Source organism: uncultured Mediterranea sp. (genome assembly GCF_902493215.1).
Taxonomy (GTDB): domain Bacteria; phylum Bacteroidota; class Bacteroidia; order Bacteroidales; family Bacteroidaceae; genus Bacteroides.
Map to the genome: position 1 here is coordinate 23827 of NZ_CABUOL010000011.1, position 14795 is coordinate 38621.

A 14795-nucleotide genomic window follows, 5' to 3' on the forward strand; every position below is an offset into this window, starting at 1 on the left:
CTCGATTTTATTGGTTGATGATTTCGTTGAATGCCTTGACCAGTTCGGCTACGACGAAGGGTTGTCCTTTCACTTCGTTGAATTGGTAAGGAGTGAAATTGTCTACCTTCATGCGCAGGTAGGCGGCAAACTGTCCCAGGTTCTGTTCGGCTACCACTACTTTCTTGTAGCGTTTCAGTACCTCTTCTGTGTTCTTGGGCAGCGGGTTCAGGAAGCTGAAGTGCGCCAGGGCTACCTTCTTGCCAGCTTTGATCATTTCGTCCATAGCCGAATAGAGATGTCCGTATGTACCGCCGAAACCTACGATAAGCAGGTCAGCATCGTCGGCACAGCCTTGTACCTGAACGTCGGGCACGGGAATCTTGGCAACCTTCTCGGCACGCAGGTGACACATCAGGTTATGGTTCTCCGGATCGGTGGAGATGGCACCTGTATTACTGTCTTTTTCCAGACCACCCAGGATGTGCGTGTAGCCTTCTTGACCGGGGATGGCCCAATAGCGGACACCGGTTTCGGGATTACGGCGGTAGGGTGTATAGTTGTCCTTCATGTCGGCGGGCGCATAAGGCGGGTTGATGGCCGGGTATTCAGCCAGCTTGGGCAATTTCCAGGCACCTGAGCCGTTGGCTACGTAACCATCGGTCAGCAACACGACGGGAGTCATGTGCTCCAGGGCAATCTTGCTGGCCATATAGGCAGCATCGAAACAGTTGGTAGGCGATGTGGCTGCAATGACAGGCATGGGGCTTTCACCGTTACGGCCGAAGAGGGCTTGCAACAGGTCGGTCTGTTCCGACTTGGTGGGCAGGCCTGTGGAAGGACCGCCGCGCTGTACGTCGAGCACCACGAGCGGCAGCTCGGTAATGACAGCCAGGTTCATGGCTTCGGACTTCAGACATACACCGGGGCCCGAGGTGGAGGTTACGGCCAGTGCGCCGGCAAACGAGGCACCGATGGCGGTGGCGCAACCTGAAATTTCGTCTTCACATTGTACGGTCATCACGCCCAGTGACTTGTGCTTGGACAGTTCGTGCAGCACATCCGTGGCTGGAGTGATGGGGTAGGAGCCGAGGAACAGTTTCAGTCCGGCTTTCTCGGCAGCGGCGATGAAGCCGTAGGCTGTAGCCTTGTTGCCGGTGATGTCCATGTAGCGTCCGGGCACCTTTACCTTACTCTCGATGCGGCAGGTGGCGTGTGCGATGGAAGCGTGTGTGTTGTGTCCGTAGTCCCAGCCGGCGTGGATGACCTTGATGTTGGCTTCGGCCACTTGGGGCTTCTTGCCGAACTTTTCGCGGATGAAGTCTTCGGCTATCTTGAGGTCGCGGTCGAAGAGCCAGCACACCAGACCGACGGCGAACATGTTGCGGCATTTCAGGATGGATTTGTTGTCCATGCCCGTTGAGGCCAGGCAGTCTTTCACCATCGTCGTGATGGAGGCGGCAATGACTTCCTGCTTGATGCCCATTTCTTCGATGGGGTTTTCGGTCTGGAAGGCTGCCTTTTCAAGATCAGACTTCTGGAAAGCGTCGGTATCGATGATAATCGTACCGTTGGGTTTGACGAATTTATATTGTGTCTTCAGTGCGGCTGCGTTCATGGCGACCAGTACGTCACACTGGTCACCGGGTGTATATACCTTCTGTGCGCCGATGTGAACTTGGAAGCCGGAGACACCCGTCAGTGAACCTTGCGGGGCGCGGATATCTGCCGGATAGTCGGGAAAAGTACTGATGTCGTTTCCTACCGTAGCCGAAACTGTTGAAAAGATGTTGCCGGCGAGCTGCATTCCGTCGCCGGAGTCGCCGGAGAAGCGTACTACCACTTCGTCCAGGTCTTTGACCATCATGTCGTTTGCCATAACTTACGATTTTCTTAGGTTAATTTTATGGATATGCGTTCAACGCAGTTCGCAAATGTCGGAAAGTTAATCGGATTAACAAAACTTTTTTCGGAAAATCAACAGAAAGTATTATCTTTGCGACCTGTTCTTGCAATTGTTTGCAGAATTTTAGTTAAACGGCCTTGTAGTTCAACGGATAGAATAGAAGTTTCCTAAACTTTAGATAGGGGTTCGATTCCCCTCGGGGCTACATAAAGGGATGTCTGGTTCGGACCGGCATCCCTTTATTGTTTGTGTGGTTTTTTGTTCTTATGCTCTGTTTATAGAGTTTGGTTTCATTTTTCCAGCCGATGCGGGGTATGGTACTGACGGAGCACTTCCTTGGCTTCTGACGAAGTGCTTTCTTGAGTTCTGACGAAGCACTTCCTTACTTCCTCATGCAGTGCTTCGTTGGAAGGAGGGGAAGGTGTTGTTCAAGAAACACGGCTCATGGCATAAAAAAACGGGGGCGCTTTTGTGAAGCGTCCCCGTCGTTGTCATATCGAAACAATCAGCTTATTTCTTTTCTTCGTTCGGTTCGTCCGCATTCTTCTTGATCAGTGTATAGGCGATAGGAGAAGCGACAAACAGTGAAGACAATGTGCCGAATACAACACCCAGAATCATGGCGAAGGCAAAGCTCTGGATAGAATCACCACCCAGGATGAAGATACACAGCAACACGATCAATGTACTCAGTGAGGTATTGATGGTACGGGCCAGTGTTGTGTTCAGTGAGTCGTTGAACAACTGGTACTTGCCGCGTTTCGGATACAGGTGGAAGTATTCGCGCACACGGTCGAAGATAACCACCTTATCGTTGATAGAGTAACCGATAGCGGTCAGGATGGCACCGATAAACGTCTGGTCGATTTCCAGTGAGAAGGGAAGTATGCCCCAGAACATGGAGTAGGCACCCAGGATGACGATGGTGTCACAGCAAAGAGCGGCTACCGAACCGATACTGTAGGCGATGTTGCGGAAACGGAGCAGAATGTACAGACCGATGGCAATCACAGCCAGTACGATAGACCAGATGGCCGATACTTTGATGTCGTCGGCAATGCTCGGACCTACCTTCTGTGAACTGATGATACTGCCACCTGTATGGTTCTCACGGTCGATGAATGTTTCCAGTGAGATGTTCTGTGTCAGCAACGGCTTCAGCGTTTCGTACAGGTAAGCTTCGATTTCAGAGTCAACATTGTTGCCTTCTTCCTGGATGCGGTAGTTGGTGCTGATACGTACAGTCTTGCCGTCGGTACCGATGGCAATTACACTGACGTTAGCGTCACCGAACTTGCCGGCAATCAGTTCGCGTACCTGCTCGGGTTCTACTGTCTGCTCGAATTGTACCTTGAAGTTACGTCCACCTGTGAAGTCGATGCTCTGGCTCAATCCGCGTGTGAAGAGGAAGCCCAGGCAGACAACTACGATGATGGAAGCAACGGTGAACCACATCTTGTTGCGGCCCATAAAGTTGAAGTGTACATTCTGCATCAGGTTTTTCGAAATACCAGTTGAGAAGCTCAGGTTCAACCACTTGTCCTTGTTCATGAAGTGTTCGTAAACCAGGCGGGTCATGAAGACGGCGGTGAAGAACGAGATCAGGATACCGATAATCAGTGTCGTGGCGAAACCGCGGATAGGACCTGTACCGAAGTTGAACAGGATGATACCCGTCAGGATAGAAGTCAAGTTGGAGTCGAAGATGGCCGAGAAGGCGTTGGAGTAACCGTCAGCCAAGGCTTTCTTCACACCCTTGCCTGCACGGAGCTCTTCCTTCGTACGTTCGTAAATCAACACGTTGGCATCCACCGCCATACCGAGTGACAGCACCATACCGGCGATACCAGACATGGTCAGAGCGGCCTGGAAGGATGAAAGGATACCCAGTGTGAAGAACATGTTCAATACCAGTGCGCCGTTGGCTACCATACCGGGGATGAAACCGTACATGGTGCACATGTAAATCATCAGCAGTACGAGGGCTACGATGAACGAAATGATACCGGCGTTGATGGAAGCCTGTCCCAGAGACGGACCTACGATGTCTTCTTGAACGATGTGTGCCGGAGCAGGCATCTTACCGGACTTCAACACGTTGGCCAAGTCTTTGGCTTCTTCGGGAGTGAAGTGACCGGTGATTTGTGAGTTACCGCCGGTGATTTCATTGGATACGGTGGGGGCAGAATATACGTAACCGTCCAATACGATGGCAATACAACCTTGCGTAACAGCCACTTTCTTGGTCAGCTGCGCCCAGCGACGTGCGCCGTCGGTATTCATAGACATACTTACAGAGGGCTTACCATATTGGTCGAAGTCATCCTTGGCATCTACAATCACGTCACCTTCCAATGGAGCGCGGTCGTTGCGTTCAGTTGAACGGATAGCATACAATTCGTAAGTTTGTTTCTTGGGATCGAATGCGGCTGCTGATACACCCCATCTCAGGCGGAGGTCTTTCGGAAACTCTGCTTGTATTGCAGGCATAGTCAGATAGCGATTGACTTCAGCCGTATCTTTGGCCAATGCATAACCGGCAACCGGACCTCCATTGGGGTTGATTTGCAGGATGGCCATCAGCGGATGGTCTTTCTTGTACTGGGCCAGGTCGGCTTCCTGTGCGGCAGTGCTTTCTCCTTTCAGCGCAGCAGCCAGGCTGTCGGTTGTGCTGGTAGCTGCTTGTGCAGTCGTTTCGGCTGTTGCCGGAGCGGCTACGCTGTCGGTTGTAGTTGTCAGGATGCTGTGGAGTTTGGCATCGGCCGACTGGAAGTAAGGAGCAATTTCGCTGGAGTTGTAAGTTTCCCAGAATTCCAGGTTGGCAGAACCTTGTAACAATTTTCTTACACGTTCAGGTTCCTTGATACCCGGGAGTTCTACCATGATACGTCCCATCTTGTCTTCCAGGCTCTGGATGTTGGGCTGAACCACACCGAAACGGTCGATACGTGTACGGAGCACATTGTAAGAGTTGTCCACGGCAGCCTTTACTTCTTCGCGCAGTACTTTTTCGACTTCTGCGTCGGTCGATTTCTGGTTGACTTTATCTTTCAGTTGTTGGGTTGCGAACAGCTGTGCCAACGGGGCGTTCGGAGCCAGGCGGTGATATTCGCGGATGAACAGTGTGATGACGTCATCCTGGCTGGTTGTGGCCTGCTGGGCTGCTGTAGCCAGTGCCTGGTTGAAGTTTTCGTCCGTCTTGTTGTCGGCCAAAACCTTGATGACATCGGGTACGGAAACCTCGAGGATGACGTTCATACCACCCTTCAGGTCCAGACCCAAACTGATTTCCATCTCTCTACAATCTTTCAGGCTCCAGTTCCATAACCATACTTTCTCATTGGCGAGCGAGTCCAGGTAGTTCTGCTCTACTTTCGGATCTCCGTTGGCTATCTCCCGTGCTTTGTTTGTGTAGTGGCGGGTAACAAAAGAGAACGATAAGTAGAACACGCACACCAAGGTGAGCAGGATGGCAAAAGCCTTTACAAATCCTTTGTTCTGCATGTTACTTTTAGTTTATTATGATTACTTTATTAATTAATTTCTACGTATTTACAAGGCTGCAAATATAGTTCTTTTTTCACAATATATTACTTTGCGGCATTATTTTTTTGAATCCCGTTGCATCTGGCCTGTTTATTCTGCCTGCATTTTGACGTAGCACCAGATGGGGTAGTGGTCAGAATCTTTGATGCGGTTGTCTACTGTACAGTTGTATGTTTTCATGTTCCGGCTGACCAGAATGTGGTCGATGCGGAAGTAGAATTTATTCTGGTTGTACGAGATGCCGAAGCCCTGCCCCGACTGAGTAAAGGCATCGTCCAGCTGCTGCCCTGCTACACGGTGGGTGTACGAGATGGGGGTATCGTTGAAGTCGCCGCAAACGATGATGTAAGGGTGGGCCGACTTTTGTACCGCTTGGGCGATGGCGTCGGCCTGGGGGGCACGGAGAGCCGATGCCTCTGCAAGCTTACCGAGCAGCAGGCGCGCTCCGCTTTCCACCTTGTCGCGTTCGGGCGCTGCCAGCATGCTTTCGTAGACCACTTTGTCTTCTTTGGTCAGTTTGTTCGACTCCAGGTGATTATTGATAAGAGTCAGTGTGTCTTTTCCTATTTTCAGTTCATAGGCCACTGATCCGTTATAACTGCTTTTATACTCCAACCCCCGTGCTGAAAGGATGGGATATTTGGAGTAACAGGCCATGCGGTTCGACCGGGTACTTCCCAACTTGTCGATACGATGGTACGGATAGTCTTTCAGGGCCTTGTCAATATCCTTTTGTGTCAGGTGTTTGGGTGAGCCGGATGTGGCATATTCCTGAATGCAGATGATGTCGGCTCCGCTTTCCTGCAGGTAAGTGAGGATGGGATTTTTCCCTTCCTTCTTGACGCATCCGTCGAAGCCCATTACGTTGTACGAAAGTATCTTCAGACTGCCTTCCGGCACCTTTTCCGTGTGGAAGTTAATCGGTATATAGGTACGTATCTGAGGATAACACAACAACATGCCGGCCAATGGCAGGATGGCCAGTCTGTAATGACGTACAATCAGCCAAAAGCAGAGGAATCCCACGTTGATGAACAGAAAGATAGGGAAGGCCAGTCCCAGGCATGAACGTAAGGGATGTTCTACGGGCTGGAAGTAAGGGCTGTAGGCCGTAAGCAGGAAGGCTGCCGTGATGAGGGCGTTGACTGACCCGATGACGAAAGTGGCGACGTGTCGAAAGAGTTTCATGTGCGTGGTTATCGTTTACTGGCGTCGAACAGGCTCTTCTTTTCATCAGCCGTCAGGCTTTCGTATCCCGACTTTTTCAGCTTGTCCAATATACGGTCGATTTCGTCCGACTGGCTTTTTTTACGGGCGTTGTATTCGTAGTCTTTCTGGCGGTTACTTCCGTAGTGTACTTTCATTTTCGGTTTGCGGGGACGGCGGCTGAATATTCCGCTGATGCCATCCAGCAGACGGTTGATCCATGCTGTGATGTCTGTTCCCTTGCTCAGGGAGGCGGCAAACCAAACTCCGGCCAAGGCTCCTCCGAGGTGGGAAATGTGCCCGCCGGCATTGCTCGAAGTAAGGAAAAGCAGGTCCGTACCAATGACGACCAGAGCCAGATATTTCAGCCTGATGTTTCCGATGAACAGGAGTGGTATCGGATAGTTGGGCTCGCGATATGCCGTGGCGGCCACGATGGCCAGTACCGAAGCCGAGGCTCCCAACAGGAAGGAACCTTCTATCATATATTGAAAATAGGGAAAGACGTTGTAGGCAACCATGTAGAGCAGTCCGCCGCAGATGCCTCCCAGCAGATAGACTCCGCGCAGGTGTTTGGCGGAGAAGAATTGTAGGAACAGCCGGCCAAACCAGTAGAGCCAAAGCATGTTGAACAGGATGTGCATGATGCCGGCGTGCATGAACATATAGGTCAGCAGCGTCCATGGCTGTATGATGAAGCGGCTGAAGGAAGCGGGCAGTTGCAGCCAGACAAGCCATTCGCCCAGTGATTGGTTGAACAGTTGCAGGAAGACGCCGCAGACCGTTACCAGTAGGAAAACGGCCACATTGATATATATCAGTTGCAGGCAGATGGTGCCTCTGCGGAACTTCTCTTTCAAATCAGTTATAATAGTAGCCATTTCCTCTATTCTTTTTTCTCCAGTACATAATTAATATGAATCCAAAAATCATTCCTCCCAGGTGGGCGAAGTGAGCCACATTGTCGCCGGCACTGTTGGCCAGACCTGAATAAAGCTCAATCAGAGCATATCCGATGACAAAATACTTGGCCTTGATGGGGACAGGAAGCGGGAAAATGAACAGCTGTTGGTTGGGAAACAGCATGCCGAATCCCAGCAGGATGGCATATACGGCTCCCGATGCGCCTACGGTCGATGAGTTGACTACCAGATTCAGACTGGCCATTGCGGGATCTACAAAGTTCATGTTCGATTGCAAGGCTTGGGAACCCTGTTCGCATACTGCCTGGATGGCATCGGGACTCATGCCTGACTCGATGCTGAAGTAGCGGATGGCTGTTACCGCTTCCTGTATCAGTCCGGCACCGATACCGCACAGCAGGTAATAGGTCAGGAAACGTTTGGGTCCCCAGACCTGTTCCAGAATGCGTCCGAACATCCATACGGCAAACATGTTGAAGAATACATGCGTAAATCCGGCATGCATGAACATATAGGTGATGAGCTGTGCGGCGTTGAAGCGGTCGGAGAGTATGAAGTGTAGCCCCAGATAGTTGGCCAGATCGATACCATAACTTTGGGCAACTAATGTGCCGAAAAACATCAGGACGTTGATAATCAGTAAGTTCTTTGTAACGGTTGGAATATTGTTCATATCGGAATCGCTTGATACATTTTGTCGCAAAAATACGAATAAATTCTGTTATACAACAGAAAAATGATTTTCTGTTGATTCTTTTTCAGCTTTATGCGAGACATTTCTTTCTTTTTTATTTGATGTTCAGGATATTTGTCCTATTTTTGTAGAGATAGGTTTCGGATAAATCATTTTTAATCTAACACTAAATTTAAGGGAGAAAGATCATGAATAAGGCAGAATTGATTAGTGCGATGGCCGCAGGTACCGGAATGAAGAGGGCCGAGGCTGCGAAGGCTTTGGAAGCATTGGTAGATGCAATTGCCGATGCTTTGAAAAGAGGTGAAAAGGTGTCGATGGTGGGCTTCGGTACATTTTCCGTAGCCGAAAGAGCTGCCCGTATGGGCATCAACCCGGTGACCAAGGAAGCTATTGAGATTCCGGCTAAGAAGATTGTCCGCTTTAAGCCGGGAAGCGAATTGACGTTCGAATAACGTCCGCGGCCCCATTTCGTTTTTGGGGGAGGCGCGGGTTGCAGGGATGGCCATCTGTTCTTGGGAATATGGCAATCGTGCAACCCGCGCTTCTCGGATGTTAAGGGGGAGTGAAAACTTCGTTTTCCGTTTTGCGCTTCTCTCGGTTTGCACTGTCTTTGGATAAGACAGGCTGCACCTCGGCAGTAAAAAGCTGAAAACAATGTTTTCATCTTTTGTACTTCTCTCGGTTTGCACTATCTTTGCAGCAGGAAATAATTAGAAACTATGGATATACAACAGAAACTGGTAGCGTCCGTCATCAGCGGACTGAAAGCACTCTACGGGCAGGACGTGCCTGCCGCACAGGTGCAGTTGCAGAAAACCAAGAAAGAATTTGAAGGACATCTGACGCTGGTCGTGTTCCCTTTCCTCCGTATGTCGAAGAAGGGCCCCGAGCAGACGGCACAGGAAATCGGTGAATACCTGCTGGCAAACGAGCCTTCGCTCGTGGCCAAGTTCAACGTCATCAAGGGCTTCCTGAACCTTACCATTGCTTCGTCGGCATGGATCGAACTGCTCAACGGCATTCAGGCCGATGCTCATTACGGATTGACTGAGGCTACGGAACAGTCACCGCTGGTGATGATTGAGTATTCGTCGCCCAACACCAACAAGCCTCTCCACCTGGGACACGTACGTAACAACTTGCTGGGTAACGCCCTGGCCAATATCATTGCTGCCAATGGTAACCGCGTGGTGAAGACCAACATCGTGAACGACCGCGGTATCCACATCTGCAAGTCCATGCTGGCTTGGCTGAAGTATGGCAACGGTGAGACGCCCGAATCGAGTGGCAAGAAGGGTGACCACCTCATCGGTGACTACTACGTAGCTTTCGACAAACACTTCAAGGCTGAAGTGAAGGAGCTGATGGCCAAGTATCAGGCCGAAGGCATGAACGAGGAAGAAGCCAAGGCCAAGGCCGAAGCCGAATCGCCCCTGATGAAGGAAGCCCGCGAGATGCTCGTGAAGTGGGAGGCTGGCGACCCCGAGGTCCGTGCCCTGTGGCAGAAGATGAACGACTGGGTATATGCCGGTTTCGACGAGACCTACAAGATGATGGGCGTCAGCTTCGACAAGATATATTATGAATCGAATACGTATCTCGAAGGCAAGAAGAAAGTGCTCGAAGGACTGGAGAAGGGCCTTTTCTACCGCAAGGAAGACGGTTCCGTGTGGGCCGACCTCACGGGCGAAGGCCTCGACCACAAGCTGCTGCTCCGTGCCGACGGTACGTCTGTTTATATGACGCAGGACATCGGTACGGCTGAACAGCGTTTCTCCGACTATCCCATCGACAAGATGATTTACGTGGTGGGCAACGAGCAGAACTACCACTTCCAGGTGCTGTCCATCCTCCTCGACCGTCTGGGCTTTGAGTGGGGCAAGAGCCTGGTACACTTCTCCTATGGCATGGTGGAACTGCCCGAAGGCAAGATGAAGAGCCGCGAGGGTACGGTAGTCGATGCCGACGACCTGATGGAAGAGATGATCAACACCGCCAAGGAAACCAGCGGCGAGCTGGGCAAGCTGGACGGCTTGACGCAGGCCGAGGCCGACGACATCGCCCGCATCGTGGGCTTGGGTGCGCTGAAGTACTTCATCCTGAAGGTGGATGCCCGCAAGAACATGACGTTCAATCCCAAGGAATCCATCGACTTCAACGGTAACACCGGTCCTTTTATCCAATATACCTACGCCCGCATCCAGTCCGTCCTGCGTAAGGCGGCTGAGGCAGGTATCACCATCCCCGAGCAGCTTCATTCGGGCATCGAGCTGAGCACGAAGGAAGAAGGCTTGATTCAGATGCTGGCCGACTTTGCCGGCGTGGTGAAGCAGGCAGGCGAGGACTACAGTCCTTCAGGCATTGCCAACTACTGCTACGACCTGGTGAAGGAGTACAACCAGTTCTACCACGACTTCAGCATCCTGCGCGAGGAGAATGCCGATGTCAAGGTGTTCCGTCTCGCCCTGTCGCGCGAGGTGGGCAAGGTAGTCCGTCTGGGCATGGGCCTGTTGGGCATCGAAGTTCCCGAACGTATGTAAGCCGTAGTGCTTATTTGATATAGTTTTCAGCAGGGGAGCGCATCGTGTGGGTGCGCTCCTTTTTTTTTATTGTTTCTGTCAGATACCTTCTATGATATAATCTTGTTCTTGGGAGAAGGGTTTCAGCGTATGTGTCCATTCCTTTCCGTCAGAAGAAATCAGGCGCAGGGATCGGATGTCTTCCTTTTTGTCGGTTTTGAACATGAGGAGACCGTCCTTGTCCGTTGTTCCTCTGTATTGTTGGTTGGCATAGATTTTTATGTTTCCCGTTTGGGGGCGGGAAGGGCTGGTTTTGACCATCAGAATGAAGCCTTTTTCATTGTTCTCCAGTTCGAGCCAGCTGACCTCTTGCCGGGTTGTACAGGTGTCCGTAGGTTGGCTTTGGAAAGCGGAGAGGGCGGAGAGGGATGCATCTGTTATGGTGGAGGTAAACGTGAATTCTCCATTTCTGATTTGTACGCTCTCGGGAGCGATGCCGAGTGTCTGTAGCAAAGAGTCGCGCTTGGCTTTGGAAAGCATGGGGAGAAAGATGCGTTTTCCGTTGGGGAACTCGGCGCTTTGGCTGCCGAAGGGTTGCGCCTTTCGTTGGTTGGCGTGGATTCTGTCCACATAAATCAGATATTCGTAGTTCAGGATATGGCCCTTGCGGTAGTATTCGGTTACGAACGGCAGGTATTTGAGTTGAGTGGGGGAATCGGCATGTTGCAGCACCATAAAACAGGCTCTCCAACTGTTGTCCGACAGGCCTTCAAGCCGACCGTTGATGATGGAGTCGACGATGGGCAGGACTATCGACTGGTTGATGGAGTCGGTTCGGTCCCATTGGCGCAAATAGGCCTCCTTTTCTTTCGGGTCATGGCTTTGATTGTAATTGTGTCTCACTTTCTGGTCGTTGTGCAGAACCACCTTGAGCAGTGAGTCGATTGTGGCTGCATTCCTTTCTTTTTGCGCTGTGGCCGTGCGGGGGCAAAAGGCTAGAACGCCCAATAGGAGTAAGATGTGTATGGATTGTTTCATGGCAGAATGTTTTTTCTACAACACAAATGTATGGAGAAAAGAGGAAATCTGCAAGGTTCTGGTGTGCTTTATGTCCCTTATCGGTATGGTTCTGCTGCCTTTCCTGTTTTCAGCCTCGGCATTGTTTTCCTGCAAAACATTGCTTTCTCTGGTACAAAACATTCTTTCTTTTGAGAGAAAACATTGCTTTCTTTTTAATAGAACTGATATTGCTTGCAGATTAATTATTCTTCTTTGGTGGAAAAGCGGAAAGTTTTCCGTCAGAATGTGGCGTGCAAAGAGAAAGACCCCTATCTTTGCAAAAAGAGGTATGTTTCCTGATTATCTGTAGATGTGGCATCATTTTCATAGAACTTATTATAAAAATTTTACAGGTAGGACGGAGCATATCTGTTAGCGGAAATTTTGGTGTAATATAATATAGGTTAAGGTATGAAGAATTTTTGTCTGTTGTTACTTTGTGGAAGTATCTTGGGCTGTACAACTGCTCAGAGAGGAGTCCATGATACTGATTCGATATCCGGTATTTATCCGAAACTTGCTTACTATAACAACGAAGGCGAATGTGGTACGGGAGCCGTAGTTCCTTGGGCTGGGCGCTTGTGGGTTATCACCTATGGTCCCCACTTGCCCAAAGGCTCGTCAGACAAGTTATATGAAATCACTCCTGACTACAAACAAATAGTACATGATGAAAGTATAGGCGGAACACCTGCCAACCGCATGATACATGCTGAAAGCCGGCAACTCTTTATCGGTCCTTATGCCGTTGACTCTACCGGAAAAGTAAGGGTGATACCTTATGACAAGATGCCGGGACGGCATACGGGCAACGCCCGCCATCTGACGACTCCTGCTGGGAAAATCTATTATGCCACGATGGAAGAGGGTTTCTACAGCGTGGATGTCCATACCCTGGCGGTCGATACGTTGTATCTTGACGGAAATGTACTGCCCAAGGAAAGAGGGGGCGCTTCCCATGTCAACGAACTCTTGCCGGGTGCCCACGGGAAAGGTTTCTACTCGGGTCAGGGAGTTGCGGTATATAGCAACAATGGCGAAAATTCGAGGGAAGCGATGAGCCGTTTTGATGCGGAGTCGGGTGTGTTGGCCGAATGGGACAGCAAGAACTGGAAGGTTGTCAGACGCAACCAGTTCGTGGAAGTGACCGGCCCCGGCGGTATTTATGGCAATGCCAATCCCGAAACGGATCCGATCTGGGCAACCGGATGGGACCACAAGTCCGTTCTGCTGGGTGTACGTGACGCGAAGAAAGGATGGAGCTTCTACCGCCTGCCAAAAGCAAGCCACAGTTATGACGGCGCACACGGCTGGAACACGGAATGGCCACGCATCCGCAACGTGGGTACAGAAAGCAATCCCGATTACCTGATGACCATGCATGGCCTTTTCTGGCGTTTCCCCGGAAACTTTACAGCCCAAACTTCGGCGGGTATCCGCCCGCGTTCGGCCTATCTGAAGGTTATCGGTGACTTCACACGCTGGAACGACCAGTTGGTCTTCGGATGCGATGATTCCGCCCAGAAGGAATTCCTGAACAAGCGCAAGGCCAAAGGAGACATTGAAGGCCCCGGACAGTCCAACTCCAACCTGTGGTTCACCAGCCTGACAAAGCCCGACGAACTGGGACCCGCCACAGCTGAGGGAGCCGTCTGGGCCGGAGAACAGGTGAAGGCCGGAGAATATTCCGAACCGTTCCTCTTCACAGGATGGGACAAGAAATGCGCCTGGATCAGGAACGAAGGCAAACAGAACACATCCTTCGTATTCGAAGTGGATGTCAAAGGAAACGGGGAATGGAAAACGCTCAGAAGCGTTCAGGTACCCGCAGGAAAGTCGGCCTACATCACTTTTGACAAGAACGAGAAGGGTGAATGGATCCGTGTAAAGGCTGAAAATGACACCCGTATAACCATCAGCTTCAACTATACTTCCGAAGACAACCGGAAGACACGACCCGCTTCCATGTTCAACGGATTGGCCCGGAAGGACGGTTCATCCTATATCGGAGGTATTCTGTACGGTTTGGGTGACAACAGAAGGGTTTTGGGACTCGTTGCCAATGAATACAAGGACGGTCGGATGACCGAAGGCGGCTATTATGAAATGGGCGAGGAATTCAAGCTGGTCAAGAAGGAGGATTCCAAAACTGCCGGATTCATCAAATCCAAGTTTGCCATCCCGCAGTCGGTAATCACCATGGAGGAAGGTTCTATTCTGATAATCGACGATGCCGGCCGTCGCTGGCGTCTGCCCTTGGGAACAGACGAATACCGTAGGCCTACGGACAACGGCCAGTTGCGTATCTGCCGTGAGGTGGCTACCGAACGTGACCTGTTTTCCTGTATGGGAACATTTTATGAATTGCCGGCCGAGAATGCGGACGGTTATGCCAAGATACGCCCCGTTGCCACACATCCATTCTTCATCAATGACTATGCCTCCTACCGGGGTATGCTGGTGATGACAGGTGTTACTCCGGAAGATGCGGAAGACAATCCGCATGTGGTGGTTTCGGAAGACGGCAAGGCTGCAGTATGGGTAGGAACCATCGACGACCTCTGGGAGATGGGCAAGCCCGTAGGACAGGGTGGCCCCTGGAAAGAGACGAAGGTAAAGGCAAACGTTCCTTCGGATCCGTACCTGATTGCCTTCTACGACAAGAAGACCCTTACCTTGAAACAGGAATCGGATAAGGTGGTCAAGCTGACTGTAGAAGTAGACCCGACCGGTAACGGTGACTGGATGGTATACGAAACGTATCAGATGGAACCGGGCAAGGAAAAGAAGGTTGTTCTTCCGGACGAGCTGCAGGCCCGTTGGATACGATTCGTATCCGATGCAGATACACAGGCTACGGCATGGCTTGTCTATGAATAATTTGCAAACGGAATAAAAAACACGGACGGCGCAGAAGAAAAGTAAAGGGAATAAGCTCCCTTTCCTATCTTCTGCGCCGT

10 protein-coding genes and 1 tRNA gene are annotated in these 14795 nt (G+C 50.9%); 5 read left to right on the top strand and 6 right to left on the bottom strand.

Annotation, left to right across the window (positions count from 1 at the left end; translation table 11 throughout):
• Positions 1–7: 7 nt before the first annotated feature.
• On the bottom strand, positions 8–1858 hold the full coding sequence (locus RDO88_RS08195) for a 2-oxoacid:acceptor oxidoreductase subunit alpha (RefSeq protein ID WP_307758910.1): 1851 nt from the start codon (positions 1856–1858) through the stop codon (positions 8–10).
• Positions 1859–2018: 160 nt separating this feature from the next.
• Here RDO88_RS08195 and RDO88_RS08200 point away from each other — a divergent pair.
• Positions 2019–2090: transfer RNA gene (locus RDO88_RS08200), tRNA-Arg, on the top strand.
• Positions 2091–2395: 305 nt separating this feature from the next.
• Here the strand turns inward: RDO88_RS08200 and secDF are convergent.
• The 4 genes from secDF to RDO88_RS08220 form a co-directional block, all read right to left on the bottom strand.
• Positions 2396–5389 (bottom strand): protein translocase subunit SecDF, encoded by a 2994-nt coding sequence (gene secDF / locus RDO88_RS08205; protein ID WP_307758911.1) that lies wholly within the window; start codon positions 5387–5389, stop codon positions 2396–2398.
• Between the two features lie 132 nt (positions 5390–5521).
• On the bottom strand, positions 5522–6619 hold the full coding sequence (locus tag RDO88_RS08210; RefSeq protein ID WP_307758912.1) for an endonuclease/exonuclease/phosphatase family protein: 1098 nt from the start codon (positions 6617–6619) through the stop codon (positions 5522–5524).
• Positions 6620–6627: 8 nt separating this feature from the next.
• A complete protein-coding gene (locus RDO88_RS08215) occupies positions 6628–7518 on the bottom strand; it encodes a rhomboid family intramembrane serine protease (protein WP_307758913.1) in 891 nt (296 codons plus the stop codon).
• Entirely contained in the window at positions 7499–8233 is a 735-nt protein-coding gene (locus RDO88_RS08220) for a rhomboid family intramembrane serine protease (protein ID WP_307758914.1), read from the bottom strand. The genes RDO88_RS08215 and RDO88_RS08220 overlap by 20 nt, the downstream gene beginning before the upstream one ends.
• Before the next feature lie 209 nt (positions 8234–8442).
• Here RDO88_RS08220 and RDO88_RS08225 point away from each other — a divergent pair, with 209 nt between their 5' ends.
• Both RDO88_RS08225 and argS read left to right on the top strand, forming a co-directional pair.
• Positions 8443–8709 carry an HU family DNA-binding protein gene (locus tag RDO88_RS08225; protein WP_307758915.1) on the top strand — a complete coding sequence of 89 codons (267 nt, stop codon included), beginning with the start codon at positions 8443–8445 and terminating at the stop codon, positions 8707–8709.
• Between the two features lie 267 nt (positions 8710–8976).
• Positions 8977–10797: an arginine--tRNA ligase gene (gene argS / locus RDO88_RS08230; RefSeq protein ID WP_307758916.1), complete on the top strand. Its 1821-nt coding sequence runs from the start codon at positions 8977–8979 to the stop codon at positions 10795–10797.
• 78 nt (positions 10798–10875) lie between these two features.
• Here the strand turns inward: argS and RDO88_RS08235 are convergent, their stop codons facing one another.
• Positions 10876–11814 (bottom strand): hypothetical protein, encoded by a 939-nt coding sequence (locus RDO88_RS08235; RefSeq protein WP_307758917.1) that lies wholly within the window; start codon positions 11812–11814, stop codon positions 10876–10878.
• A gap of 30 nt (positions 11815–11844) precedes the next feature.
• Between RDO88_RS08235 and RDO88_RS08240 the strand changes: the two genes are divergently transcribed.
• The gene (locus tag RDO88_RS08240) at positions 11845–11988 is read left to right on the top strand and encodes a hypothetical protein (protein ID WP_307758918.1); all 144 of its coding nucleotides are present in this window, start codon (positions 11845–11847) and stop codon (positions 11986–11988) included.
• A gap of 258 nt (positions 11989–12246) precedes the next feature.
• Entirely contained in the window at positions 12247–14715 is a 2469-nt protein-coding gene (locus RDO88_RS08245; protein ID WP_307758919.1) for a hypothetical protein, read from the top strand.
• Positions 14716–14795: the final 80 nt, after the last annotated feature.

What these genes read in the sequence shown, in the direction of transcription:
- RDO88_RS08195 (WP_307758910.1), bottom strand. Translation starts at nt 1,858, where the DNA reads ATGGCAAACGACATGATGGTCAAAGACCTGGACGAAGTGGTAGTACGC.
- secDF (WP_307758911.1), bottom strand. Translation starts at nt 5,389, where the DNA reads ATGCAGAACAAAGGATTTGTAAAGGCTTTTGCCATCCTGCTCACCTTG.
- RDO88_RS08210 (WP_307758912.1), bottom strand. Translation starts at nt 6,619, where the DNA reads ATGAAACTCTTTCGACACGTCGCCACTTTCGTCATCGGGTCAGTCAAC.
- RDO88_RS08215 (WP_307758913.1), bottom strand. Translation starts at nt 7,518, where the DNA reads ATGGCTACTATTATAACTGATTTGAAAGAGAAGTTCCGCAGAGGCACC.
- RDO88_RS08220 (WP_307758914.1), bottom strand. Translation starts at nt 8,233, where the DNA reads ATGAACAATATTCCAACCGTTACAAAGAACTTACTGATTATCAACGTC.
- RDO88_RS08225 (WP_307758915.1), top strand. Translation starts at nt 8,443, where the DNA reads ATGAATAAGGCAGAATTGATTAGTGCGATGGCCGCAGGTACCGGAATG.
- argS (WP_307758916.1), top strand. Translation starts at nt 8,977, where the DNA reads ATGGATATACAACAGAAACTGGTAGCGTCCGTCATCAGCGGACTGAAA.
- RDO88_RS08235 (WP_307758917.1), bottom strand. Translation starts at nt 11,814, where the DNA reads ATGAAACAATCCATACACATCTTACTCCTATTGGGCGTTCTAGCCTTT.
- RDO88_RS08240 (WP_307758918.1), top strand. Translation starts at nt 11,845, where the DNA reads ATGGAGAAAAGAGGAAATCTGCAAGGTTCTGGTGTGCTTTATGTCCCT.
- RDO88_RS08245 (WP_307758919.1), top strand. Translation starts at nt 12,247, where the DNA reads ATGAAGAATTTTTGTCTGTTGTTACTTTGTGGAAGTATCTTGGGCTGT.